Annotated in this window: 22 protein-coding genes and 1 pseudogene; 9 read left to right on the forward strand and 14 right to left on the reverse strand. The window is 72.8% G+C overall.

Annotated elements, in window-relative coordinates:
• The first annotated feature begins 11 nt into the window (after window positions 1-11).
• Window positions 12-995 (forward strand): hypothetical protein, encoded by a 984-nt coding sequence (locus K1Y72_RS02015; RefSeq protein ID WP_220162592.1) that lies wholly within the window; start codon window positions 12-14, stop codon window positions 993-995.
• Window positions 992-1537 carry a hypothetical protein gene (locus K1Y72_RS02020; RefSeq protein WP_220162594.1) on the forward strand — a complete coding sequence of 182 codons (546 nt, stop codon included), beginning with the start codon at window positions 992-994 and terminating at the stop codon, window positions 1535-1537. The genes K1Y72_RS02015 and K1Y72_RS02020 overlap by 4 nt, the downstream gene beginning before the upstream one ends.
• 24 nt (window positions 1538-1561) lie before the next feature.
• On the opposite strand, the gene K1Y72_RS02025 is transcribed toward K1Y72_RS02020, so the two are convergent.
• Window positions 1562-1987 (reverse strand): YbaB/EbfC family nucleoid-associated protein, encoded by a 426-nt coding sequence (locus tag K1Y72_RS02025; protein ID WP_220162596.1) that lies wholly within the window; start codon window positions 1985-1987, stop codon window positions 1562-1564.
• Between the two features lie 90 nt (window positions 1988-2077).
• The gene (locus tag K1Y72_RS02030; RefSeq protein ID WP_220162598.1) at window positions 2078-3025 is read right to left on the reverse strand and encodes a tellurite resistance/C4-dicarboxylate transporter family protein; all 948 of its coding nucleotides are present in this window, start codon (window positions 3023-3025) and stop codon (window positions 2078-2080) included.
• Between the two features lie 130 nt (window positions 3026-3155).
• Between K1Y72_RS02030 and K1Y72_RS02035 the strand changes: the two genes are divergently transcribed.
• Complete coding sequence (locus K1Y72_RS02035) at window positions 3156-3848, forward strand: class I SAM-dependent methyltransferase (RefSeq protein WP_220162600.1); 693 nt, start codon at window positions 3156-3158, stop codon at window positions 3846-3848.
• Here K1Y72_RS02035 and K1Y72_RS02040 read toward each other — a convergent pair.
• From K1Y72_RS02040 to K1Y72_RS02050, 3 genes are all read right to left on the reverse strand, one after another.
• The gene (locus K1Y72_RS02040) at window positions 3829-4239 is read right to left on the reverse strand and encodes a VOC family protein (RefSeq protein ID WP_220162602.1); all 411 of its coding nucleotides are present in this window, start codon (window positions 4237-4239) and stop codon (window positions 3829-3831) included. The two genes, K1Y72_RS02035 and K1Y72_RS02040, sit on opposite strands and share 20 nt — an antisense overlap.
• Before the next feature lie 61 nt (window positions 4240-4300).
• Window positions 4301-4660 carry a helix-turn-helix domain-containing protein gene (locus K1Y72_RS02045; RefSeq protein WP_220162895.1) on the reverse strand — a complete coding sequence of 120 codons (360 nt, stop codon included), beginning with the start codon at window positions 4658-4660 and terminating at the stop codon, window positions 4301-4303.
• Window positions 4661-4721: 61 nt separating this feature from the next.
• Window positions 4722-4997, reverse strand: coding sequence for a hypothetical protein (locus tag K1Y72_RS02050; protein WP_220162604.1), 276 nt, complete (start codon window positions 4995-4997; stop codon window positions 4722-4724).
• Window positions 4998-5097: 100 nt separating this feature from the next.
• Here K1Y72_RS02050 and K1Y72_RS02055 point away from each other — a divergent pair, with 100 nt between their 5' ends.
• The gene (locus tag K1Y72_RS02055) at window positions 5098-5505 is read left to right on the forward strand and encodes a RidA family protein (RefSeq protein ID WP_220162606.1); all 408 of its coding nucleotides are present in this window, start codon (window positions 5098-5100) and stop codon (window positions 5503-5505) included.
• Between the two features lie 11 nt (window positions 5506-5516).
• On the opposite strand, the gene K1Y72_RS02060 is transcribed toward K1Y72_RS02055, so the two are convergent.
• The gene (locus K1Y72_RS02060) at window positions 5517-6026 is read right to left on the reverse strand and encodes a DinB family protein (RefSeq protein ID WP_220162608.1); all 510 of its coding nucleotides are present in this window, start codon (window positions 6024-6026) and stop codon (window positions 5517-5519) included.
• Window positions 6027-6115: 89 nt separating this feature from the next.
• On the opposite strand from K1Y72_RS02060, the gene K1Y72_RS02065 reads away from it, so the two are divergent.
• Window positions 6116-6709: a dihydrofolate reductase family protein gene (locus tag K1Y72_RS02065; RefSeq protein ID WP_220162610.1), complete on the forward strand. Its 594-nt coding sequence runs from the start codon at window positions 6116-6118 to the stop codon at window positions 6707-6709.
• A 52-nt stretch (window positions 6710-6761) separates the two neighbouring features.
• Complete coding sequence (locus K1Y72_RS02070) at window positions 6762-7403, forward strand: GNAT family N-acetyltransferase (RefSeq protein WP_220162612.1); 642 nt, start codon at window positions 6762-6764, stop codon at window positions 7401-7403.
• A gap of 8 nt (window positions 7404-7411) precedes the next feature.
• Here the strand turns inward: K1Y72_RS02070 and K1Y72_RS02075 are convergent, their stop codons facing one another.
• The gene (locus K1Y72_RS02075) at window positions 7412-8113 is read right to left on the reverse strand and encodes a VanZ family protein (RefSeq protein WP_220162614.1); all 702 of its coding nucleotides are present in this window, start codon (window positions 8111-8113) and stop codon (window positions 7412-7414) included.
• A gap of 265 nt (window positions 8114-8378) precedes the next feature.
• Between K1Y72_RS02075 and K1Y72_RS02080 the strand changes: the two genes are divergently transcribed.
• Window positions 8379-9125 carry an SAM-dependent methyltransferase gene (locus tag K1Y72_RS02080; protein WP_220162616.1) on the forward strand — a complete coding sequence of 249 codons (747 nt, stop codon included), beginning with the start codon at window positions 8379-8381 and terminating at the stop codon, window positions 9123-9125.
• Between the two features lie 914 nt (window positions 9126-10039).
• Here the strand turns inward: K1Y72_RS02080 and K1Y72_RS02085 are convergent.
• The 3 genes and pseudogenes from K1Y72_RS02085 to K1Y72_RS02095 form a co-directional block, all read right to left on the reverse strand.
• Window positions 10040-10219, reverse strand: a pseudogene (locus tag K1Y72_RS02085) (DUF397 domain-containing protein); the annotation flags it as partial.
• A 21-nt stretch (window positions 10220-10240) separates the two neighbouring features.
• Complete coding sequence (locus K1Y72_RS02090; protein WP_308286838.1) at window positions 10241-10468, reverse strand: DUF397 domain-containing protein; 228 nt, start codon at window positions 10466-10468, stop codon at window positions 10241-10243.
• Window positions 10432-11283, reverse strand: coding sequence for a helix-turn-helix domain-containing protein (locus K1Y72_RS02095; protein ID WP_258571746.1), 852 nt, complete (start codon window positions 11281-11283; stop codon window positions 10432-10434). Before K1Y72_RS02095 ends, K1Y72_RS02090 begins: the two co-directional genes overlap by 37 nt.
• Before the next feature lie 150 nt (window positions 11284-11433).
• On the opposite strand from K1Y72_RS02095, the gene K1Y72_RS02100 reads away from it, so the two are divergent.
• Both K1Y72_RS02100 and K1Y72_RS02105 read left to right on the forward strand, forming a co-directional pair.
• On the forward strand, window positions 11434-11691 hold the full coding sequence (locus K1Y72_RS02100; protein WP_220162622.1) for a hypothetical protein: 258 nt from the start codon (window positions 11434-11436) through the stop codon (window positions 11689-11691).
• Between the two features lie 14 nt (window positions 11692-11705).
• Window positions 11706-12086 carry an ATP-binding protein gene (locus tag K1Y72_RS02105; RefSeq protein ID WP_220162624.1) on the forward strand — a complete coding sequence of 127 codons (381 nt, stop codon included), beginning with the start codon at window positions 11706-11708 and terminating at the stop codon, window positions 12084-12086.
• Here K1Y72_RS02105 and K1Y72_RS02110 read toward each other — a convergent pair.
• From K1Y72_RS02110 to K1Y72_RS02125, 4 genes are read right to left on the reverse strand one after another with little or no spacing between them, the layout of a single operon-like run.
• Complete coding sequence (locus K1Y72_RS02110) at window positions 12073-13218, reverse strand: NAD(P)H-dependent flavin oxidoreductase (RefSeq protein ID WP_220162626.1); 1146 nt, start codon at window positions 13216-13218, stop codon at window positions 12073-12075. The genes K1Y72_RS02105 and K1Y72_RS02110 overlap by 14 nt on opposite strands.
• Before the next feature lie 25 nt (window positions 13219-13243).
• Window positions 13244-14206: a prolyl aminopeptidase gene (gene pip / locus K1Y72_RS02115; protein WP_220162627.1), complete on the reverse strand. Its 963-nt coding sequence runs from the start codon at window positions 14204-14206 to the stop codon at window positions 13244-13246.
• Window positions 14207-14216: 10 nt separating this feature from the next.
• Window positions 14217-14615 (reverse strand): Zn-ribbon domain-containing OB-fold protein, encoded by a 399-nt coding sequence (locus K1Y72_RS02120; RefSeq protein WP_220162628.1) that lies wholly within the window; start codon window positions 14613-14615, stop codon window positions 14217-14219.
• A gap of 8 nt (window positions 14616-14623) precedes the next feature.
• Window positions 14624-15790 (reverse strand): thiolase family protein, encoded by a 1167-nt coding sequence (locus tag K1Y72_RS02125; RefSeq protein ID WP_220162629.1) that lies wholly within the window; start codon window positions 15788-15790, stop codon window positions 14624-14626.
• Window positions 15791-15798 lie beyond the last annotated feature (8 nt).

Below are 15798 nucleotides of genomic sequence, written 5' to 3' on the forward strand. Positions count from 1 at the left end.
CACCGAGCGGTATGGACGACCTCGCCGAGATGGCCAAGATCGCTCTGGACGTGTCGACCGTCGCGGCCTGCGTGATCCCGAACGCCTGGCCGTCGGTCTCGGTCATGTACATGGCGCAGTCCGATCCGGCCCAGCTCTGGGACGCCGCCGAGGACTGGAAGAAGACGGCAGACAAGATCAAGAGCGCCCGTGACCGCATCGGCGACGAACTGCGGAGCCTGCCCGAGACGACCTGGGCCGGCAAGGACCGCGATGCCTTCGAGAAGAAGCTGAACGACTACGCGAACCAGCTCATGGTGTCGTTCGCCTACGCCATGATCATGTTCGTGGTGCTCACGATGATGGCGCTGCTCATCGCCTTGTTCATCCTGACGATGGTCATCTGCGCGACGGTCCTGGCCTTCTTCGCCGCCTGGGTGCTGGTGGCCCAGGCCACCGTCGCGGTCCCCGTCGTCGGCGAGCTGGATCTCGCGGCGGCGCGCAGTGCCGCAGCCGCCGCCGCATCGGCGGTCCGGCAGATCCTGCGGATGGGCGAGAAGGGGTTGGAGGCGGCGGGAAAGGCGTGCGCGGCGGTCATCGGCGCCGCCACCGGAGCCGACGTCCTCGGCCAGATGATCACCGGTGAGACCGGGGCGATGCCCGATTTCCTCGAGGCCAGCGTGCGCAGCGCCGATGATGTGGCGCTCGGCCGGCTCGCCCTCATCGAACAGAAGCTCACCGGGCAGTTGATGCGCGGCCATGCCTTCGGCGGTACCGGCTACGGCCGTTTCCGGGCGCCCATGATCCGAATTCCGCAGCAGTTCCGGAACAGCGTCCGGCCCATCGCGGGGCTGAAGGGGGCGGCGGACACGGGCGTCCCCTACGCGCCGGACGGGATCCTCAACCCCGGAGCGCCCTGGGGCAACAAGGGGATCACCAAGGCCACCGGTCAAGAGGACTACGGCGACGACTACGTCAAGCGCACCAATCCGATCCCGGTCGCGGACTCCGAATGAACGCCGCGCCGGACGACAGCGAGATCGTCCTTTCCGATCTGGGCAGAAACGTGACGGGGACGCTCGTCTTCTGCGCCGCCGTCGCCGGGATCTGCACCTGGGGGGCGCTCACACTCGACGGGTTCTGGCGGTATCCGCTCGTTCTGTTCGCCGTCCTGCCGGCGGCTCTGGGAACGGTGATCGCGGTCCAGGTCGCGCGTGGAACCGCTCGCCGGCTGTACGTGGACCGACGCGGCCTGGTGGTGGCGCGCGGCGGCCACGAGGAGGTGCTCCCGGGTGAAGTGATCGAGTGCTTTGAACTTTTCGATCCCGGTCAGGACATGGCCGCCGAACTCTCGCTGCGCTATCGGAGAGAGAAGCTCCCGGAGCTGCCACCGATGCTGCGACCCCTGGAGACGACGCCGGGACGTCTGAACCTGACGACCGTCGACACCGGGTACGGCGAGACGGCGTCGATGGCTCCAAGGGAAGTGGCCAGGCTGCGTGACTTCGTCCGGCGGACCGGTATGGGCTCCTGGTCGGAGCGGACGCTCGCCGGCTGAGGTACGGCGCCCGCTCCGCCCGGGTCAGCGCTGCTGCAAGGCGCGCCGCATCCCATCGATGATGGCCGTGCTCTCCTGGACGGCGCTCTGCATGATCGAGCCCATGTCGTTGATGAAATCGGCGGTCTCCTCGGCGCCGGGAGGCTCGGACGCTCCACCGCCCGCCGCGTCCGCGAACTCCTCCCGCAGGGTCCTGACGGCGCGCTCGAACTCCTCCCGGGCACGTCCCGCCGTCGCGGTGATCAGTGCCCCGAGCTCGGCCGCGGGCATGCGCATCGCCCGCGGATCGAGGTCGACACCGGCAAGACCCGAGCCGTTCCAGCGCACCGTCACACGTTCGTCGTCCGTCGCGGCGGACGTGTGGAGCTCGTCGATCCGCCTGCGCAGTTCGTCCGACCGGCCGGCCAGCCGTTGCGCGCTCTCGGCCAGGGCCGCGAAGTCGAAGGTCATGTGGGCCCTGTTCGCGAAGACGGTCCCGCGACACGCGGGAAGATCACACAATTGCTATCAGGAAGTGCGGCGGGCTGTAAAGGGGCGGGGTCAGGGGGCGCCGGGCTTCAGCAGGGCGGGCAGGTGGCGGAGGGCGCCGACGGCGACGACCGCCCAGACGGCCACGGCGGGCCAGAGCAGCACCTCGCCGAGCGAGGTGAGCCGGCCGGCCTTCAGGACGGTGCCCGCCGAGATCGTCGCGGCGGCGGTCATGCCGAGCGGGAAGACGGTGGACCAGCGGCGCACGTCGTAGGACAGCCGCGGCCAGCGGATCTCGCAGACCACCAGCACCGCGTACCAGCCGAGCGCGACGGCCAGCAGCACGGCCGTCACGCCCCGCGCGAGGCCGTCCGCGCCCGTCTCCCAGCGAACGGCGCCGGCCGGGGCCGTCGCGGCCGCAAGCTTGGAAGCGGCCAGCGCGGAGATCGCGACGGCGCCGCCGATGACCCAGTGGTCGCCGCGCCCGGTGCGCAGCTGCCCGTAGTCGAACCGGACGAGCACCCGCACGTACAGCACCAGCCCGACGGCCAGCAGCACCGACGCCGGCCAGAGCAGCCAGCGGGCGCCCGCGACGGCCGCCAGCGTCCCGCCGAGCACTGCCAGCGCCTGCGTCGAGACGGTGACGAGCTCGGCCGCGCCCGGCAGCCGCCCGCGCAGGCCCCGCACCACCCCGACGATCAGCGCCGCCCACAGCGCCGCCGCGACGGCGAGCGCGGCCCCGGCGAGCGCGTGCCCGCCCCCCAGCGCGATCCGGGTGCCGAGGACGCCGGTCGCCGCGACGCCGGTGAGGGCGGGCGGCGTCACCGCCTCGCGCGTCCACTCGGGGCGGTCGCCCGCGAGCCGCGCCAGGAACACCGCGCCGAGCAGCGCCCACAGCACGATCGCGACCAGCAGCAGCGCCGCCGACAGGCGGTCCGCGCCGGCCAGGTGCAGGCCGACCGACACGATGCCGGTGGCCATGACGGCGGCGCCCGCCGCAGGCGTGACCCGGGTCCTCATGACCGCATGATCGTGACCGGCCCGGCCCGGGCGGCCCCGGACACGCGGTCCCGGCACGGTTTTGGCCGAGGCGTGCAGTTCTCTGGACGTGGGCCTGCCCGCCCGGCCGGGGCGTGGCTACCTTCGGGGGATGGACGTCGACGACGCGGACATCTTGGCGGAGCAGCGGGCCTACTACCGGGCCCGCGCCAACGAGTACGACCGGGCTTACGGGGAGCGCGCCGACCTGCGGCGCCTGCTCGCCCTGGTGGACGACCTGCCCGTTCGCGGCGACGTGCTGGAACTGGCTTGCGGAACCGGGCAGTGGACGCCGCTGCTCGCGGCGCGCGCCCGGACGCTGACGGCCGTGGACGCCTCCGCCGAGACGCTCGCGATCGCCCGCGCGCGCACCGCGTCCCTCGACGTGCGGTACGTGCAGGCCGACGTGTTCGCCTGGCGGCCCGAGCGCCGTTACGACACCGTTTTCTTCGGCTTCTGGCTCTCCCACGTGCCGCCCGCGCGGCTGCCCGCCTTCTGGGCCTTCCTCGCCGCCGTGCTGGCGCCCGGCGGCCGGGTGGTGTTCGTGGACGACGGCCCCGCCGCGGCGGGCGCGGAGGACGTCCTCGCCGGCGAGGACGTCCCGGCGGTGCGCCGCGGGCTGGGCGACGGCAGCCGCTACCGCGTCGTGAAGGTCTTCCACGACCCGCGCGACCTCACCGCCGCCCTCGAAGCCCTCGGCTGGTCGGCGACCGTCCGGACGGTCGAGGAGCGGTTCATCGCCGGGGTCGCTGAACCGGCCGCCGCCGACGGGACGCGGCCGCCGGTCAGTCCGCGCGCTGGGTGATGCGGACGTGGTTGCCGAACGGGTCGCGCAGCGCGCAGTCGATGCCGTAGGGGCGCTCGGTCGGCTCCTCGGTGAACTCCACGCCGCGCGCCCGCAGCTCGTCGTAGGTCTTGCGGCAGTCGTCGGTGGTGAAGATCGCGGCGACGCCCATCGCGCCCTTGGTGACCAGGTCGCGGACCTGGGCGGCGGTCTCGTCCGACAGCGCCGGGGCGCCGGGGCGCTCCAGCAGGATCTCCCGGTCCGGCTGCCCGGGCACGTTGACGGTGAGCCAGCGCATGAAGCCCATGTCGACGTCGGAGTTCACCTCCAAGCCGAGCTTGCCGACGTAGAAGTCCAGGGCCTCGTCCTGGTCGAGGACGTAGATGTGCGAGTGCGTGATGGCGTTGAACATGGCCCTCACGCTACTGAGCCGGGACGCCGCGATACTTCTCCGAAACCACCATGCCGGCGGGTCAGGACGCCGGGCGCGTCCACGCCTTGGTGAAGCACGTCGGGACGTCCGCGGCCGCCGCCCGCCGCCGGTACTCGCGCGGCGACGTCCCGACGATGCCGCGGAACGTGCGGCTGAAGGTGCCGAGGCTGGAGAAGCCGACCTCGAAGCAGACGTCGGTGACGCTGCGGTCGCTCTCGCGCAGCAGCGCCATCGCCCGCTCGACGCGGCGGCGCTGCAGGTAGCGGTGCGGCGTCTCGCCGAACGTGGCCCGGAAGGTGCGCGCGAAGTGCGTCTCCGACACGTGCGCGATGCGCGCCAGGGCCGGGACGTCCAGCGGGCGCGCGTAGTCGCGGTCCATGGCGTCCCGGGCGCGCAGCATCCGGCGGTTGGTGTCCTCGGCGGCGCGGCTCACCGCGCCATCACACCACAGCCTCCACCGGTCACGGCACCGACACCGCGACGCGCCGGATCTCCACGCCCCGCACGGTCACGCCGGGGACCGGCCCGTCGAGGCCCGCGAGGGCGCCGCGCTCGGCGTCGTCCTCGGTCGCGAAGAGCAGGACGGCGAGCCCGTCCCCGTCGCGGGGCTCCATCCAGTGCCCGCCGACGAAGCCGGGCGCCGCCTTCAGGCGCGGCAGGACGTCGTCCATCAGCGCGGCGGCGGCCTGCGGCGCCCGCTCCGGATCGATGCGGATGGTCACGAACGCTGCGTGCACGGCTGGTCGGTCCTCTCGCTCGGTCGACGGCGGGCCCGTCTCGCTTGTACCGACCGCCGGGGCGCCGCGAACTCATCGGCGATGGGCGACACTCGTGCGCATGAACCCCAGGATCACCCGCATCAACCCCGAGACCCTGCACCCGACGCCCGGATACCACCACGTCACCGTCGTCGAGGCCGGCCGCACCGCCCACCTGGCCGGACAGTGCCCGCTCGACGCCTCCGGCGCCGTCGCCGCGGGCGGGCTGGACGCGCAGGTCGACCAGGTCGCCGCCAACGCGCTCGCGGCCCTGGCCGCCGCCGGCGCCGCGCCCGCCGACGTCGTCCGCTCGGTGATCTACGTGCGGAGCGACGACAACGCCGACCTGACGGCCGCCTGGGACAGGCTGAACGCCTCGGTCATCGGCGCGGCCTTCGGCACCGCGAGCACGCTGCTCGGCGTGGCGCAGCTCGGCTTCCGGGGGCAGCTCGTCGAGGTCGACCTCACCGCTGCCCTCCCCGGCTGAGCGCGGCGGCGTCAGGCGCCGACGGTGCCGTCGACGGCCTCGCGGATCAGGTCGGCGTGGCCGTTGTGGCGCGCGTACTCGTGGACCATGTGCAGCATGACGAAGCGGAGCGACACGTCCTCGCCCCACCGGGGCTGGTGGACGACGAGGTCGAGGGACGGCGCCGCGCGCTCGATGCGGCGCGCGTGCTCCACCTCGGCCCGCCAGGCGGCGAAGCCCTCCGCCCGCGTGGAGGCGGACGCGTCGTAGGCGGTCTGGTAGTCGCCCGCGTGCGACCAGACGTTGGGCAGGTCGCGCTCGCCGTTCACGCACTTGCGGAACCAGGTGCGCTCGACCTCGGCCATGTGCCGGACGAGGCCGAGCAGCGACAGCGCCGAGGGAGCGGACGCCCGCGCGCGCAGCCGCGCGTCGTCCAGCCCGTCGCACTTCCAGGCCAGGGTGGCGCGGTGGTACTCCAGGTGCGCGCGGAGCAGCTCGCGCTCGCCCGCGACCAGCGGGATCGGGGGACGTTCGGTGATCATCGCCGCCACTCTACGCGGGGCGCGATGAGAATCGGCCGCGCCCCGGGTCGGTACCACCGGAGACGCCCGACGGGAGAGGAGCCGGTGAGATGGCGAGAGTCGTGATGCAGGCCGTGGTGTCGGTGGACGGGTACATCGCCCTTCCCGACGACACGGTCGGGCCGTTGTTCGACTGGTACGACAACGGCGACGTGACGATCCGCGCCAACGACACGTGGGCGTTCAACGTCGGACGCGCCTCGGCGGACTACGTCCGGCCCTTCTGGGACGCGGTCAAGGTCACGGTGATCGGCCGCCACCTGTTCGACACCACCGACGGCTGGTCGGGCGTGCCCGCCGCCGGGGACGAGCTCGTCGTCGTCACCCACCGGCCGCTGCCGGAGGAGTGGCGTGCCCGGTTCCCCGCCGCGCCCTTCCACACCGCCGGCTCCGTCGAGGACGCGATCGCGCTCGCCAAGGAGCGCGCCGGGGACGGCCTGGTCTGCGTGTGCGCGGGCGACGTCGGCGGGCAGGCGTTCTCGGCGGGCCTCGTCGACGAGGTCGCGATGGACGTCGCGCCGGTCGTGCTGGGGGAGGGCGTGCGGTTCTTCGGCGACCACACCGGCACCGTCCTGCTCGGCGACCCCGACCAGGTCGTCCAGGGCGACCGCGTCCTGCACCTGCACTACACCGTGCGGCGCTGACGCCGTTCCCGCCGGGGGCTTATTGCAGGTTGCTTGCAATAAGCTGGCGATCATGGTGGAGGAACTCGCCCGCGCCTGGATCCGCGGCTGGACCGTCAGCCGGGGGACGCCGCCGCCGGTGGCGGTCGGGGACGGCGTGCACCGCGTGGACGTGGGCCTGCCCGGCCACCTCGTGCGCTACGTCGTCCCGCGCCCGGACGGGCGGACCGTGCGCGACCTGGCCGAGCGGGCGAGGGCGGCGGGGACCTGGCTGAAGATCTGCGCGGACGCCGAGCGGACGGCGTCCCTGCTGGGGGACGGCTGGACCGTGCAGGACGCGCCCGAGTACCTGATGGCCGTCGAGCTGCGGAGGATCGCACCCCGTACCCTCCCCGCCGGCTACACCCTGGACCTGGACGCGACGGGCCCGGCCCTCGCGGCCGCCGTCCGGACGGCGGAGGGGGCGCCCGCCGCGTCCGGGCGCGCGGGCCTCGCGGACGGGCACGCGGTCTTCGACCAGATCGCGACCGAGCCGTCGCACCGGCGCCGGGGCCTCGGCGGCGTGATCATGTCGGCCCTCGCCGCCGCGGCCGCCGCCCGCGGCGCCCGCACCGGCGTCCTGGTCGCCACGGCCGACGGCCGCGCCCTGTACCGGCACCTCGGCTGGCGGGAGGTCGGCCCGGTGACGGCGGCGTACGTCCCGGCCGCGGACTGAACCGAGGCTCAGCGGGCCGCCTTCGCCTCCGACTCCCGTTCCGGAGCGGGGCGCGGGGAGCCGTCCGCGGTGCGCCACCAGGGGCGCGAGACCAGCGCCGCGAGCCCCGCGCCGGCGGCGTTGACCAGCACGTCGTCCACCGACGACACCCGGTCCAGCCGCAGGACGTACTGCGCGACCTCCAGCAGGGCCGAGCAGGCCGCGCCGAGCGCCAGGACGCGCGGCAGCGACGCCGGCGCCGCGAACCGCAGCGGCGTGAAGAACCCCAGCGCCGCGAACACCAGCAGGTTGCCGATGACCTGGCCCGCGTCCATCGTCGCCAGGTCCCGCAGCGGCACCAGGTTCACCACGGCGCGGTCCTCGTCCCCCGGCAGCATGATCATCCACACCCAGGGGACCGTGCCGTAGACGATGCCGACCTCGGCCAGCGACACCCGCCACGCCGACGCGGCCCCGGCGGCCCGGCGGCGGCGCGCCAGCACCCACGCCGCCAGCAGCGCGAGGGGGAGCGCGAGCAAGGTCAGGAGCGCGATGCCGTTGAAGGTGTTGAACCAGACGTAGGGGTCGCCGGGCCGGTGCAGCGGCATGGCCACCATCCGCAGCGCCGTGCGGCCCGGCCCGAGCACCGCCGCCGCCACGGCGGCGACCGCCAGGACGGCGACCACGATCTTGTACGTCCGGCGGGCCGGGGGAGGTGCGCTCTGATCCATGCCGCCCATTCAAGCCGCGGGCACGTTGCCGGAACGTATGCGTTTCCCGATACGCCCGCGATAGGCGCGGCCGGGCGGAACCGGGACGCCCCGGATCGCCCGAAAAGGGTTCGACGCCGCCGGGGCAGGTCGCGTAGCCTCGGCGCGTCCACGAGTTCCCAGGTCAGAGAAGGTGCATGGATGAGTGTGCAGGCGCGCGCGACCGGCGACCGGCGGTCGCGTTCCCGGACATTCATGACTTCTCTGGACCGAAGGACTCCCAGAAGTGGATCTTCCACGTAGTTTCACCATCCGCGAGAGCAGCCACCGCATCCACAACCCGCTGACCGCCGGGAAGCTGGCCGTCCTTGGGGAGGCGCTGCACCTGCCGCCGGGCACCGAGGTGCTCGACCTCGCCTGCGGCAGCGGCGAGATGCTGTGCACCTGGGCGCGCGACCACGGCGTGCGCGGCACCGGCGTGGACATCAGCACGGTGTTCCTCGACCAGGCCCGCGCCCGCGCCGAAGAGCTGGGCGTCGCGGACCGCGTCGCCTTCGTGCACGACGACGCGGCGGGCTGGACCGCCGACCGCCCGGTCGGCGTCGCCGCGTGCGTCGGCGCCACCTGGATCGGCGGCGGCACGGCCGGCACGGTCGACCTCCTCCGGCGCAGCCTCGCGCCCGGCGGCATCATGCTGGTCGGCGAGGTGTACTGGCGCCGCGAACCCCCGGACCAGGCCACCGTGGAGAACTGCCAGGCCGCCACCCGGGACGACTTCCGGGCGCTGCCCGAGCTCATCGAGCACTTCGGCGAGCTCGGCTGCGACGTGGTGGAGATGGTCCTGGCCGACCAGGACAGCTGGGACCGCTACGCGGCCGCCCAGTGGCTCAACATCCGCCGCTGGCTCGACGCCAACCCCGACGACGAGCTGCACGACGAATTGCGCGCGGAACTCACCACCGAACCCGCCCGCCACGCCAGGTACCAGCGCGAGTACCTGGGCTGGGGCGTCTTCGCCCTGATGAACCGCTAGCCCCGCCCCACCCCCGCTGTGGGTCCCGGGCGGCCACCCGCCGCCCGAGACCCACAGCACCACGACCGCCCCCCGGCCACCCCCCGCCCCGCCCAAAACCGGCCGACACCCCCACCCATGACCACCCGGTCGCCCCACGTCGACTTGCGGCGTGTTGGGCTTTTTCGATCTCCGCACAGCCCAACACGCCGCATCTCAACCGGCGACGACCGGCTGGTCACGGGGCGCGGCACCACCCCGCAGGGTTCAGGGAACGCCCCCGGTCAAGATCGGCCACGACGGCGGGCGCGCCCCGGCAGGCGGACCTCCCGGCTGCGGATCTCGCCCACGGCTCCCGCCGTCCGCCATGACCACCTGGTCGCCAACGGTTGAGATGCGGCGTGTTGGGCTCTTTCGATCTTCAAAGAGCCCAACACGCCGCAAGTCAACGAGTGATGACCAGGCGGTCATTGTCGCTGGTGCTCCGTGATCCTTGTCATGGGACGCCCCGGTCGGCCTCCATTCAAGGTCGCTCGGCGATCGTGCCGTCTAGCCGCCCCCACCTGGCCGTCCTCTCCTCGGCGGTCCGTCCCATGGCGGGCTATGACCGCCCGGCCGCTACATGTTGACTTGCGGCGGGTTGACGATATGAAACGTTTCAAAGACGCAACACGCCGCAAGTCAACGAGCGATGACCGGATGGTCGCTACCGCTGGCGCTCCACGGCACCTGCCGCGACCGTCTCTGTCGACCTCTGCTCTGCCCAAGGCCGCCCGGTGGCAGCGGCTCTGCCCGGCGGCCCTCCCGTCGGGGGCGGTCCGTCCCGCCGTCACTGATGACCACCTGGTCGCTGGACGTTGACTTGCGGCGTGTTGACGTAATGAAACGTTTCAAAGACGCAACACGCCGCAAGTCAACGAGTGGCGACCAGGTGGTCACTCGCTGGGGTTGGTCCGGCCGCTCGCTTTGAGGTGGCGGAGAAGGGCGGCCCAGGTGTGGAGCGGCGGGGGGAGGGCGGGGCCGTAGGGGTCTTTGGAGTCGCGCACGGACACGGACCCTCGGGCTTCCGCTACTTCGACGCACTCCCCATCGCTGTTGCCGGAACGGCTGCTCTTATACCAGACGGCGGGCGCGGCCTACTGGGCCTTCAGGTTGTCGAGGAACGCGGCCCAGGTGGGGTGAGGGAGGGGGAGCGTGGGGCCGTGGGGGTCCTTGGAGTCGCGGATGCGCGCTAGGCCGCGATCGTTGGTCACCTCGACACAATCCTGCGCGCCGCTCGTGCTATGGCTGCTCTTGCGCCAAGCGTTGGGCGGAGAACCTGATCGCTTCATAGGTCTGAGAGTATTCTGCGGATCAGTTCGCATGAGCCGGTTTTGGAGAGAGCCGCCCTCTGGACGCCCTCCACGCGTGCTTGATGCTGAGTGACCTGCACTTCATCATCTAGTACCCAGCGATCCGAGAAACGATCGATCATGGTCAGCGTGAAGAGCGGCGGCCTGCCGACCTGGATGTTCTGGAAAGCGCTGCCGTAGAACGGGTTGGGCACGCGATCCAACGGGAGCACGTTGACGGTGACGTTCTCTCGCTCGCACTCGTTGAGGATCTTGACCAACTGCGCCCGCATGACCCTCCGGCTGCCGAGCACACGCCTGAAGGCCGCTTCATCAACCGCGACGTGAAGGTACGTCGGGTATGGACGCTGGAGAATGATCTGTCGGGCCATGCGGAAGGACACGAAATGATCGATCGCCTTCGTGTCCGCTGTGGGCTCCGCGGCCACGTTGATGGCCCGTACGTAGTCCTCGGTCTGCAGGAGGCCGGGGATCATTCCGTCAACGGCGTCGATTCGGGAAGCGCTGAACTCGACCGAGGCATAGTCGATGGCGTCGGCGGAGATGAGCCCCTTGAAACCGTCCCACCAGCCTCTCTGCAATTCTTGGTCGGCGATGGCCAGCAAGCGATCGCGCAGGGAAGGGTCTGCCTTGTACACGTCAAGGATGTGGGACAGGTCCCTGAGTCGAAGTGACTGCACGCCGTTCTCGATCAGGCTGAGGGAAGAGGCTGAGCGTTCGAGACGGCGAGCCGCTGCCTCCTGCGTCAGGCCGGCGCCTTCCCGCATGTCCCTGATGGTGTTGCCGATCAGGCGGAGACGGATGGTCGAACGCGACCCTTTAGGCATGTAATCAGGTTCTCACGCTGTGCGTCTGCTGTCCGTGAAAGTCTCAGGCGCTCAAATTCCAGTGACTGATGCCTGAAGCATGCGCCGAAGGCGTTGTTTGCGCTGGTGGGGGCGGGGAGCCTAGCGGGTGCCGGATGAAGGGAGCGGGGCATGGCACCCAGCGGGACCAGGTTCGAGATCCTCTGCGGGCTCGCGTGGCGGATGCGGGGCGCTTCCATCGCGTGCTGGATCGTGTTGCCAAGGAACGCTGAGGCCGTCCTCTACGTGCGGGGGCGGGGCGGGCGGCGGGAGGCCGTGCTCGTTGTCGAGCGCCCGAGCGGGTGGCGGGTGTTGTGGCGGGGGGACGAGTTCGACGCGCGGCAGGCGGACGACGTCGCCGCCGTCATCGGGCGTGGGGTGGCGGCGTGAAGGTGATCGCGTCGTTGACGTTGCCCGGGGCCGGGCAGGCCGCCGGGCATGTGCGGCGGTTCGTGCGGGACATGCTGGACGGGACGCCCGCGCTCGACGACGTCCAGATCTGCGTCAACGAGGCGTTCGCCAACGCCGTCGAGCACACCGCGTCCGGGCGGGGCGGCAAGGTCACCGTGCTGCTCGCCGTCGACGGCGGGCGGCTGGTGGCCGAGGTGACCGACGACGGGGCGGGCGGCGCGCGGCCTGCCGTCCGGAAGGAGCCGCTCGGGGAGGACGGGCGGGGGCTGCGGATGATCGACGCCCTCGCGCTCGGGTGGGGCGTGCGGGCCGACGGGGACCGCACCACGGTGTGGATGCGGTTCCCCGCCGGGCCGCCGGTCAGTCGGCCGTGATGGCGTTCAGCCGCTCGATGGCGTCGGCGAACTCCTGCACCATGTCGTAGACGACCTGCTTGGCCGGCTTCACCGCGTTCATCTGCCCGACGGCCTGCCCCACGAAGTAGTTCGCGAGCTGCCGGGCGCCCGGGTTGCCCGTCTCGGCGACCTTGTTGATCTGCCGCATGGCGCCCTCGGCGACGATCATCTGCAGGGGCATCCCCAGAGCCCCGGGGCTGTCCGCGCCCTCCCACTCGTCGGTCCACGCCGAGCGGAGCTGGCGGGCCGGCTTGCCCGTGCGCGAGCGCGAGCGGACGGTGTCGCGGGACGTCGCCGCGAGCATCTTCTCCTTCACCGGCGGCGGCGTCTCGGCCTCCTCGGTCGTCAGCCACACCGACCCGCACCACACCCCCGACGCGCCGAGCGCCAGGGACGCCGCCATCTGGCGGCCGGTCGCGATGCCGCCCGCGGCGAGGACGGGGATCGGGGCGACGACGTCCACGACCTCGGGCACCAGCACCATCGTGGAGATCTCGCCGGTGTGGCCGCCCGCCTCGCCGCCCTGCGCGACGATGAGGTCGACGCCCGCGGCGACCTGGCGGCGGGCGTGCTCGGCGGTGCCGACGAGCGCGGCGACCGGGACGCCCGCGGCCTTCGCGCGCTCCACCATCACCGGCGGCGGCGTGCCGAGGGCGCTCGCGATCAGCCGGATGGGGTGCGCCAGCGAGACGTCGATGAGCGCCGTCGCGCCCTCCTTGGTGACCTGCGTGCCGCCCGAGGAGTTGGACCGCTTGGCCTTCTCGAAGTCCGGCAGCGGCACGTCGTACTTGGCGAACAGCCCGAACAGGAAGTCCCAGTGCTCCTGGGGGACGGCCGCGAGCATCGTGTCGAGGCCGCCCTCGCCGCGCCCGGCCCGCTCCGCCGACTCGTGGATCTTGGCGGGGACCAGGACGTCCACCCCGTAGGGGCGGCCGCCGGTGTGCTCGTCGATCCAGCGCAGCTCCTCCTCCAGCCGCTCGGGCGTGTAGGCGACCGCGCCGAGGACGCCGAGGCCGCCGGCGTTGGTGACGGCGGCGACGACGTCGCGGCAGTGGCTGAAGGCGAACAGCGGGAACTCGATCCCGAACATCTCACAGACCTCGGTGCGCATGCCGCCGACGCTAACGGACCGAACGTCATTCGGTCCAGGGGCGGAAGCGGTCCGTGGCCCCGATGAGCAGGTGCAGCGTGCCCGGCTCGTCGAAGGCGTGCCCGGCGTCGGGGACGAGGTGCAGCTCCGACCCCGGCCACGCCTCGTGCAGCGCCCACGCCGCGTCCGGCGGCGTCAGCAGGTCGTAGCGCCCGTTGACGATGACGCCCGGGACGCCCGCCAGGCGCCCGGCGTCGCGCAGCAGCTGCCCCGGCTCCAGGAAGCAGCCCGCGCCGAAGTACCGGCTCTCCAGGCGGGCGACGGCGAGCGCCGCGCGCACGTCGCCGTCCAGCGGGCGCGGCAGCAGCGCACCGGCCGAGTCCTCCCAGTGCGTCCAGGCGAGCGCGGCCGGGCCGTGCACCGCCGGGTCGGGCGAGGCGAGGCGCCGCGCGTAGGCGGCCATCAGGTCGCCGCGCTCGTCCTCGGGGATCGGGGCGACGAACCGCTCCCAGGCGTCGGGGAACAGCCGCGACACCCCGCCCTCGGCGTAGCACCACGGCTCGTCGGACTCCTGCACCAGGTAGACGCCGCGCACCACCAGCTCGGTGACGCGCGACGGGTGCGCCTCGGTGTAGGCGAGGGCCAGCGTGCTGCCCCACGAGCCGCCGAACACCAGCCACCGGTCGACGCCCAGGTGCTCGCGGAGGCGCTCCATGTCGGCGACCAGGTTCGCGGTCGTGTTCGCCGACAGGTCGATCTCCGGCTCGCTCGCGTGCGGGATGCTGCGCCCGCAGTTGCGCTGGTCGAACAGGACGATTCGGTAGGCCGCCGGGTCGAACACGCGGCGGTGGAGCGGGGACGTCCCGGCGCCCGGCCCGCCGTGCACGAGCACGGCGGGCTTGCCGCACGGGTTCCCCGACACCTCCCAGTAGAGGAGGTCGCCGTCGCCGACGTCGAGCATCCCCGAGTCGTGCGGTTCGATCGGCGGGTAGAACGTGGTGAGGCCCATGCCCCCAGTGTCACGCAGGGCGGAACAGCAGGTAGGACTCGCCCTCCTCCGGATGCGCGAACACCGCCTTCAGCGGCAGGCCCTCGCGCAGCTCGGCGGCGTCGACCCCGTCCAGGCGGGTGTGCAGCCACGGCCCCTCGGCGAGCTCCACCAGGGCGAGGACGGCGGGCGGCGGGGCGGTGCCGTCGGCGGCGGGGCGGCCGTGGGTGACCGTCCAGGTCACCAGCGTCGCCTCGCCGGACGCGTCCCGCCACCGCGGGTCCTCGTCGCCGCAGCCGGGGCAGGACGCCTCGCCGGGGGCGATCCAGTGGTCGCAGGCGGCGCAGTGCCGGACGGTGAGGCGGCCCGCGGCGGCGCCGTCGAAGAACGGGTCGGTGCGGCCGTCGCGGCGCAGGATCCCGATGTCCATGCCCATCCCTAGGCCCCCTTCTGGTGCGGGCTGAGGATCAGCGTCGCGTGGTGGTCCAGGATGCCGCCGTTGCCGCTGACCAGGATCACGTCGTTCTTGCCGGCCTGGCGCTCGCCGCCGTCCCCGCGCGCCTGGATCACCGCCTCCGACAGCGGCGTCATGCCCCACATGTAGTAGCCCGACAGCTGCCCGCCGCCGGTGTTGGTCGGCAGCGTCCCGCCCGGCCCGAGCGCGCCGGACGCGGCGAACGCGCCGCCCTCGCCCTTGGCGCAGAAGCCGTAGTCCTCCAGCGACACGAGGACGGTGTAGGTGTAGCAGTCGTAGAGCTCGCAGACGTCGATGTCGTCGACGGTCACCCCGGCCATCTTCATCGCGACCGGCCCGGAGGTGGCGGCGCCGGTGGTGAGGCCGAAGCCGCTGCCGCGCTCCTTGCGGTGCCCGGGGTGGCCCTGCCCCCAGCCCCAGACGTGCACCGGCGGGCGGGCGAGGTCGCGGGCCCGGTCGGCGGAGGTGACGATGACGGCGATCGCGCCGTTGGACACCAGGCAGCAGTCCAGCAGGTGCAGCGGCTCGGCGACCCAGCGGGACGCCTGGTGGTCCTCGATCGTGATCGGCTCGCGCATCTGGGCGAGCGGGTTGCGCGCGGCCCACTGCCGGGTGCTGACGGCGATCGCGCCGAGCTGCTCGCTCGTCGTGCCGTAACGCGCCATGTGGCGCTGCGCGGCCAGGGCGTAGAAGGCGTTGACGCTGCGCAGGCCGAGCGCCGCGGTCATGCCGCCGAACCCGTACCACTCGCGCGCGTCGCGGTGGTAGGCCGAGCCCGCCGACTGCTTCGGCTTCAGCGGCGCGTCGGCGAACACGCAGGCGACGGTGGACGCCGCGCCCGAGGCGACCGACATCGCCGCGTAGGAGATCATCGCGCCGGCGGTCGCGCCGAAGGAGTTCATCTGCGTGAGCAGCCGCAGGTCGCGCAGGCCGAGCGCGTCGGCGAGCTCGATGCCGGGGGAGCCGCCCATGCCGTGGCTGACCAGGAGGCCGTCCAGGTCGGCCAGGGCGAGGCCCGCGTCGGCGGCCGCCAGCCGCACCGCGTCGGCCGCGAGCCGCCGCGGGCTGCGCCCGTACACCTTGCCCAGCTCGGTCATGCCGAGCCCCGCGATGGCCGCGCCGTCAGTCATGCATCACC

It is taken from the genome of Actinomadura parmotrematis, assembly GCF_019458805.1.
Classification (GTDB): domain Bacteria; phylum Actinomycetota; class Actinomycetes; order Streptosporangiales; family Streptosporangiaceae; genus Spirillospora; species Spirillospora parmotrematis.

Coding starts and splice junctions, on each gene's coding strand:
- K1Y72_RS02045 (WP_220162895.1), bottom strand. CDS start 4,660: ATGCTGCGCGCCCGGGACGCCATGGACCGCGACTACGCGCGCCCGCTG.
- K1Y72_RS02020 (WP_220162594.1), top strand. CDS start 992: ATGAACGCCGCGCCGGACGACAGCGAGATCGTCCTTTCCGATCTGGGC.
- K1Y72_RS02120 (WP_220162628.1), bottom strand. CDS start 14,615: ATGGACATCGGGATCCTGCGCCGCGACGGCCGCACCGACCCGTTCTTC.
- K1Y72_RS02100 (WP_220162622.1), top strand. CDS start 11,434: ATGGCACCCAGCGGGACCAGGTTCGAGATCCTCTGCGGGCTCGCGTGG.
- K1Y72_RS02095 (WP_258571746.1), bottom strand. CDS start 11,283: ATGCCTAAAGGGTCGCGTTCGACCATCCGTCTCCGCCTGATCGGCAAC.
- K1Y72_RS02075 (WP_220162614.1), bottom strand. CDS start 8,113: ATGGATCAGAGCGCACCTCCCCCGGCCCGCCGGACGTACAAGATCGTG.
- K1Y72_RS02070 (WP_220162612.1), top strand. CDS start 6,762: ATGGTGGAGGAACTCGCCCGCGCCTGGATCCGCGGCTGGACCGTCAGC.
- pip (WP_220162627.1), bottom strand. CDS start 14,206: ATGGGCCTCACCACGTTCTACCCGCCGATCGAACCGCACGACTCGGGG.
- K1Y72_RS02060 (WP_220162608.1), bottom strand. CDS start 6,026: ATGATCACCGAACGTCCCCCGATCCCGCTGGTCGCGGGCGAGCGCGAG.
- K1Y72_RS02055 (WP_220162606.1), top strand. CDS start 5,098: ATGAACCCCAGGATCACCCGCATCAACCCCGAGACCCTGCACCCGACG.
- K1Y72_RS02110 (WP_220162626.1), bottom strand. CDS start 13,218: ATGCGCACCGAGGTCTGTGAGATGTTCGGGATCGAGTTCCCGCTGTTC.
- K1Y72_RS02040 (WP_220162602.1), bottom strand. CDS start 4,239: ATGTTCAACGCCATCACGCACTCGCACATCTACGTCCTCGACCAGGAC.
- K1Y72_RS02025 (WP_220162596.1), bottom strand. CDS start 1,987: ATGACCTTCGACTTCGCGGCCCTGGCCGAGAGCGCGCAACGGCTGGCC.
- K1Y72_RS02035 (WP_220162600.1), top strand. CDS start 3,156: ATGGACGTCGACGACGCGGACATCTTGGCGGAGCAGCGGGCCTACTAC.
- K1Y72_RS02090 (WP_308286838.1), bottom strand. CDS start 10,468: ATGCGAACTGATCCGCAGAATACTCTCAGACCTATGAAGCGATCAGGT.
- K1Y72_RS02015 (WP_220162592.1), top strand. CDS start 12: ATGGACGACCTCGCCGAGATGGCCAAGATCGCTCTGGACGTGTCGACC.
- K1Y72_RS02065 (WP_220162610.1), top strand. CDS start 6,116: ATGGCGAGAGTCGTGATGCAGGCCGTGGTGTCGGTGGACGGGTACATC.
- K1Y72_RS02125 (WP_220162629.1), bottom strand. CDS start 15,790: ATGACTGACGGCGCGGCCATCGCGGGGCTCGGCATGACCGAGCTGGGC.
- K1Y72_RS02030 (WP_220162598.1), bottom strand. CDS start 3,025: ATGAGGACCCGGGTCACGCCTGCGGCGGGCGCCGCCGTCATGGCCACC.